The organism is Pelobacter seleniigenes DSM 18267 (genome assembly GCF_000711225.1).
GTDB classification, from domain to species: Bacteria; Desulfobacterota; Desulfuromonadia; order Desulfuromonadales; family Geopsychrobacteraceae; genus Seleniibacterium; species Seleniibacterium seleniigenes.
Genome location: NZ_JOMG01000006.1, coordinates 1 through 6,359, shown reverse-complemented (window position 1 = coordinate 6,359; position 6,359 = coordinate 1). Strand labels below are relative to the sequence as shown.

General features: G+C 50.5%; 2 protein-coding genes, 2 tRNA genes, 3 rRNA genes and 2 pseudogenes. 5 read left to right on the top strand and 4 right to left on the bottom strand.

All coding sequences use genetic code 11. The features are described from left to right. Positions 1-216 precede the first annotated feature (216 nt). The 5 genes from N909_RS0123460 to rrf (N909_RS0123440) all read left to right on the top strand — a co-directional run bounded on the left by N909_RS0123460 (position 217) and on the right by rrf (N909_RS0123440) (position 3,918). Positions 217-292: transfer RNA gene (locus N909_RS0123460), tRNA-Ile, on the top strand. A gap of 9 nt (positions 293-301) precedes the next feature. Further along, positions 302-377, top strand: a tRNA-Ala gene (locus N909_RS0123455). 151 nt (positions 378-528) lie between these two features. Further along, a 23S ribosomal RNA gene (locus tag N909_RS0123450) occupies positions 529-3,482 on the top strand. A 109-nt stretch (positions 3,483-3,591) separates the two neighbouring features. Beyond that, a 5S ribosomal RNA gene (rrf, locus tag N909_RS0123445) occupies positions 3,592-3,708 on the top strand. Positions 3,709-3,801: 93 nt separating this feature from the next. Beyond that, positions 3,802-3,918: ribosomal RNA gene (gene rrf / locus N909_RS0123440) — 5S ribosomal RNA — on the top strand. 132 nt (positions 3,919-4,050) lie between these two features. On the opposite strand, the pseudogene N909_RS26520 reads toward rrf (N909_RS0123440), so the two are convergent. From N909_RS26520 to N909_RS26410, 4 genes and pseudogenes are all read right to left on the bottom strand, one after another. After that, a pseudogene (locus N909_RS26520) lies at positions 4,051-5,416 on the bottom strand (sigma-54-dependent transcriptional regulator). A 25-nt stretch (positions 5,417-5,441) separates the two neighbouring features. After that, positions 5,442-5,714, bottom strand: coding sequence for an ATP-binding protein (locus N909_RS26420; protein WP_281174886.1), 273 nt, complete (start codon positions 5,712-5,714; stop codon positions 5,442-5,444). Continuing rightward, positions 5,693-6,112 (bottom strand): sensor histidine kinase, encoded by a 420-nt coding sequence (locus N909_RS26415; RefSeq protein ID WP_281174883.1) that lies wholly within the window; start codon positions 6,110-6,112, stop codon positions 5,693-5,695. Before N909_RS26415 ends, N909_RS26420 begins: the two co-directional genes overlap by 22 nt. A gap of 31 nt (positions 6,113-6,143) precedes the next feature. After that, a pseudogene (locus N909_RS26410) lies at positions 6,144-6,359 on the bottom strand (hypothetical protein); the annotation flags it as partial.

Here is a 6,359-nt window from a genome sequence, read left to right as displayed (position 1 = left end):
TCGGTAACTGGGTGAAGTCGTAACAAGGTAATCCGTACCGGAAGGTGCGGATGGATCACCTCCTTTCTAAGGAGCTTGCCCTGCCGGAAAGGCAGCGGTTAAAGCTTAAAATCCTACAAGTTCTTAGTCTGCTATTTAGTTTTGAAGAGACCAGGGCCTCTTTTATGAAGAGGTTTTGTGTTCTTTGACATCGAATAACACGAATAGTGTGGATGTGGGCTAGTAGCTCAGCTGGCTAGAGCACACGACTGATAATCGTGAGGTCGGAGGTTCAAGTCCTCCCTGGCCACCAGATCATTTCGGGGGTGTAGCTCAGTTGGGAGAGCGCCTGCCTTGCAAGCAGGAGGTCATCGGTTCGATCCCGTTCACCTCCACCATATTCGTAAACGATATTCGATCTTTGACAATTGCATATGACTGATAGATTTAGAACGAATCATTTGCGCGGAACGTGAATGACCGCGCAGATAGCAAGCGATAGCAAGTAAAGGCAAGACGTAAGAACTTAAGTAGAAAAAGACTATTTATGGTCAAGCTACTAAGGGCGTACGGTGGATGCCTTGGTATCGGGAGGCGATGAAGGACGTGGTAAGCTGCGAAAAGCTTCGGTGAGCCGCTAAACAGGCTTCGACCCGGAGATGTCCGAATGGGGAAACCCGGCGGGGATGATACCCCGTCATCCAGCACTGAATCCATAGGTGTTGGAGGCGAACGCAGGGAACTGAAACATCTAAGTACCTGTAGGAGAAGAAATCAATTGAGATTCTGCTAGTAGCGGCGAGCGAACGCGGATTAGCCCAAACCAGAACTACTACGGTGGTTCTGGGGTTGTGGGGCCCCGAGGTGGGATTGGTGATCGGTAATTGAAGGCTCTGGAAAGTGCCGCCATAGAGGGTGATAGCCCCGTATGTGAAACCGAGATCCACCCTAGGGAGTCCCCGAGTACCACGGGACACGTGAAATCCTGTGGGAAGCTGGGAGGACCATCTTCCAAGGCTAAATACTCCCCGATGACCGATAGCGCATAGTACCGTGAGGGAAAGGTGAAAAGAACTCCGATAAGGAGAGTGAAATAGACCCCTGAAACCGTATGCCTACAAGCAGTGGGAGCCCTATGTCTTCGGACAGGGTGACCGCGTGCCTTTTTGCATAATGAGTCAGCGAGTTACGTTCAGCCAGCGAGGTTAAGCCGTTAGGTGTAGCCGTAGCGAAAGCGAGTCTGAATAGGGCGATTGAGTTGCTGGGAGTAGACCCGAAACCGAGTGATCTATCCATGGGCAGGGTGAAGCGACGGTAACACGTCGTGGAGGCCCGAACCCACTTAGGTTGAAAACTGAGGGGATGACCTGTGGATAGGAGTGAAAGGCTAATCAAACTCGGAGATAGCTGGTTCTCCCCGAAATATATTTAGGTATAGCCTCGTATGAATCGTCCCGGAGGTAGAGCACTGAATGGGCTAGGGCCCTCACCAGGGTACCAAACCTAATCAAACTCCGAATGCCGGGAACGTCTGTACGGGAGTCAGACTGCGGGTGATAAGGTCCGTAGTCAAAAGGGAAACAACCCAGATCGCCAGCTAAGGTCCCTAAATCTGTGCTAAGTGGGAAAGGTTGTGGGAATGCATAAACAACCAGGAGGTTGGCTTAGAAGCAGCCACCCTTTAAAGAAAGCGTAATAGCTCACTGGTCGAGTGGGCCTGCGCCGAAAATGTAACGGGGCTCAAGCACAGTACCGAAGCTGCGGATTTGTACTAAGTACAAGTGGTAGGGGAGCATTGTAGCAACCGCTGAAGGTCGACCGCGAGGACGGCTGGAGGAACTACAAGAGCTTATGCTGACATGAGTAGCGAAAATGTGGGTGAGAAACCCACACACCGTAAGCCCAAGGTTTCCTTTGTAAAGGTAATCTGCGAAGGGTTAGTCGGCCCCTAAGGCGAGGGCGAAAGCCGTAGTCGATGGGAAACAGGTTAATATTCCTGTACCTCTTATAATTGCGATGGGGGACGGAGAAGGGTAGGTCATCCGGGTGTTGGACGTCCCGGTTTAAGCGAGTAGGCGGGGAAAGTAGGCAAATCCGCTTTCCTATGAAACGTCGAGACGCGATGACGAGAGCTTTAAGCTCATAAAGTGATTGATCCCATGCTTCCAAGAAAAGCCTCTAAGCTTCAGATTATAAGAGACCGTACCGCAAACCGACTCAGGTGGGCGGGCAGAATATGCCAAGGTGATTGAGATAACTCTGGTTAAGGAACTCGGCAAAATGACACCGTAACTTCGGGAGAAGGTGTGCCTCCGTTAGGTGAGGGGATTTACTCCCTAAGCCGAAGGGGGTCGCAGAGAAATGGCGGTAGCGACTGTTTACTAAAAACACAGCACTCTGCAAACTCGTAAGAGGACGTATAGGGTGTGACGCCTGCCCGGTGCCGGAAGGTTAAGGGGATGTGTTAGCGCAAGCGAAGCATTGAACCGAAGCCCCGGTAAACGGCGGCCGTAACTATAACGGTCCTAAGGTAGCGAAATTCCTTGTCGGGTAAGTTCCGACCTGCACGAATGGCGTAACGACTTCCGCACTGTCTCAACCAGGGACTCAGCGAAATTGAATTCTCGGTGAAGATGCCGAGTACCCGCGGCAAGACGGAAAGACCCCGTGAACCTTTACTATAGCTTGGCAGTGATATTCGGGACAGCATGTGTAGGATAGGTGGGAGACTTTGAAGCTGGCACGCCAGTGTCGGTGGAGTCGTCCTTGAAATACCACCCTTGTTTTTCTGGATATCTAACCTAGACCCGTGATCCGGGTCGGGGACACTGCCTGGTGGGTAGTTTGACTGGGGCGGTCGCCTCCCAAATTGTAACGGAGGCGCGCGAAGGTTCCCTCAGGCTGATTGGAAACCAGCCGAAGAGTGCAAAGGCATAAGGGAGCTTGACTGCAAGACAGACACGTCGAGCAGGTGCGAAAGCAGGTCTTAGTGATCCGGTGGTTCTGTATGGAAGGGCCATCGCTCAACGGATAAAAGGTACTCCGGGGATAACAGGCTTATCTCCCCCAAGAGTTCACATCGACGGGGAGGTTTGGCACCTCGATGTCGGCTCATCACATCCTGGGGCTGAAGTCGGTCCCAAGGGTTTGGCTGTTCGCCAATTAAAGTGGTACGCGAGCTGGGTTTAAAACGTCGTGAGACAGTTTGGTCCCTATCTGCCGTGGGCGTAGGAGATTTGAGAGGATCTGTTCCTAGTACGAGAGGACCGGAATGGACGAACCACTAGTGTTCCTGTTGTCACGCCAGTGGCATCGCAGGGTAGCTATGTTCGGAAAGGATAACCGCTGAAAGCATCTAAGCGGGAAGCCCACCTCAAGACGAGATCTCCCTGGGGGTTTGCCCCCTGAAGGTCCGTTGGAGACGACAACGTTGATAGGCCGGATGTGTAAGCACAGTAATGTGTTCAGCTAACCGGTACTAATTGACCGTGAGGCTTGACCATAATAGTTTTTTATAGGGAAGGGGGAGTCCGCTCCCCCAACCCCCTTGAGTTCCCTGCTATCGTTCAGAATTCGAATCAGTCAATGCGATTGAAAACCAGTTATAAGGTTTTCGGTGGCTATAGCGTAGGGGGTACACCTGTTCTCATCCCGAACACAGAAGTTAAGTCCTACAGCGCCGATGATACTGCATGGGAGACTATGTGGGAAAGTAGGTCGCCGCCGAAATTATTTCACAACCCCGTCTTTACAAAAGACGGGGTTTTTTATGTTTAAAAATATAAAAATCAGTCAATGTAATTGAAAACCAGTTATAAGGTTTTCGGTGGCTATAGCGTAGGGGGTACACCTGTTCTCATCCCGAACACAGAAGTTAAGTCCTACAGCGCCGATGATACTGCATGGGAGACTATGTGGGAAAGTAGGTCGCCGCCGAAATTATTTCACAACCCCGTCTTTACAAAAGACGGGGTTTTTTATCGGTTTGGCAACGGATTCGTTGAGGGGCGCAAGTCTTTTGCCTGGTCAGCCGATGTCCTGCCGGTCTCAGCGTTAACCTCGTGGCTGGCTTTATTCCGGCTCGATTCCGTAAGATTTGATCTTTCTGTGCAGGTTTGAACGTTCCAGGCCGATTTCTTCCGCCGTCCTGGAAATATTCCAATTATTTTTGGTCAGTTTTTCCAACAAAAACTGCTTTTCGAATAATTCCTTGGCATCACGATAAGAATCGGGCAGTTCCTGGTTTTGGCCAAAGAGCAGCGGCTCCGTTTCACTCTGGGCCTCCGTCATTTCCCTGGGCAGGTCTGCCGTGTTGATTTCCTGACCCGGGGTCATAATAACCAAACGCTCAATGAGATTTTTCAGCTCTCTGACGTTCCCAGGCCAGTTATAGCTCATCAGGGCGTGCAGGGCTTCATTTGAGATAGATTTGATATCCCGGCTTTCCTTGCCGCAAAAATGCTGTAGAAAGTGAGAACATAATTTCGGGATATCTTCCTTCCTGAATCTTAAGGGGGGGAACGACAAAGGGCAGGACATTCAGCCGGAAGTAAAGATCCTCGCGGAAATTTCCCAATTTTATTTCTTCCTGCAGATCCTTATTGGTTGCCGCAATCACCCGCACATCGACTTCGATGGTGCGATTACCTCCGACCCGCTCAAATTTATGTTCCTGCAGAATTCGCAAGATTTTGGCCTGGGTTTTTAGACTCATATCGCCGATCTCATCAAGAAACAGGGTCCCTCCATTGGCTATGTCGAATTTTCCCCGTCGTGCTGCCGTGGCCCCGGTAAAAGCGCCTTTTTCATGCCCGAACAATTCTGATTCGATGAGTTCTTCTGGGATGGCTGCGCAGTTGACTTCAACAAAAGTTCGATCGGCCCTTCTGGACTGCTGATGGATCGCCCTTGCGACCAGCTCTTTACCGGTGCCGTTTTCCCCGGTGATCAGGACCCAACCGGCACTGGGGGCGGCGATTTTGATCTGTTTCTTGAGCCTCAGAATCGGCTGACTGTCGCCGATCATCTGGTAGTCACGGTCAATCTTTTCTTTCAGCACTCTGTTTTCTGCAACCAATTGACCGATCTTCATACCGTTCTGAATGGACAATAGACCTTTTCCAGGGAGAGCGGTTTTTCGATGAAATCGAAGGCTCCCAGCCGGGTGGCTTTGACTGCAGTTTCTATGGTGCCATGCCCACTCATCATGATAACAGCTGATTGGGGCGTACCTGCTTGATCCGTTTCAATGTTTCCAGGCCATCGATTCCCGGCATCCAGATGTCCAGGAGAACAACATCAGGGTCTTCTGTCTGGATCTTGTCAAGGCACTCTTCTCCGGTAGCTGCAAAGGCGGTGCGAAAGCCCTCGTCGTTTAAATCCCTTCCAGGCTTTGGCGTATGCTGTCTTCGTCATCGACAATAAGGATGTTTTTCATATCAATAGCCTTTCAAATACTTAATTCAAGCTGTCGTCGCCGGAAGCTCAATGATGAAAATAGAACCCTGGGGCTTGTTGTCCCTGACCCGGATATAGCCGTTATGATCGGCGATGATCGTAGACACGATAGCCAGTCCCAGTCCGGTCCCGGTTTTTTTTGTAGAAAAGTAGGGTTCGAACAGCCGGGCCTTGTCTTCAGCAGGGATACCGCAGCCGGTATCTGCAACAGACAGCGTAATGATCTGCAACTCCTGATTATAGTCTGATTCGAGTTTTATCGTTCCGGTGGTGGTGATGGCCGCAACCGCGTTTTCCAGCAGATTGATAAGGACTCTTTTGATCTGTTCCGGTCGAACCTTGTTACCGGCAGGTTGGGTTCGATAGAGCGCTGAAAATCAATATTCTTATGTGCCTGCTTGTAGAGGCTGAGGCACTCGTCAATAACGTCATTCAGGTTGTTCTCTGTTGGTTTGGTGGCCGGCATACGGGCGAAGCTGGAAAACTCATTGACCAGATTTTTCAGCTCATCAACTTGATTGCTGATCATTCTGGTACATTCGTCGAAAACATGGTCATCCTCATCAAAACGATCGAGATACCGTCGTCTCAGCCGTTGAGCGGAAAGTTGAATCGGGGTGAGCGGGTTCTTGATTTCATGGGCAATTCTCCTGGCCACTTCCCGCCATGCCGCCATTCTTTGGGCTTTGTATAGCTGGGTTAAATCGTCAAAAAACAACAACTGTTCCCAGAAAATGATTGTGGTTATCACGCAGGGTTGTGAGATTGACCATCAGTGTGTATTTATCGTTACCAATGGGAATGGTCATCTGCTGGCGAACGGTCCCCTTTTCCGAATAAAACAACTCCTTGAGCAATTCCATGATTTTCGGCAGATAGGTTTCCGGAATGACTTCCCGGAAATCTTTGCCGAGAACCTCGTC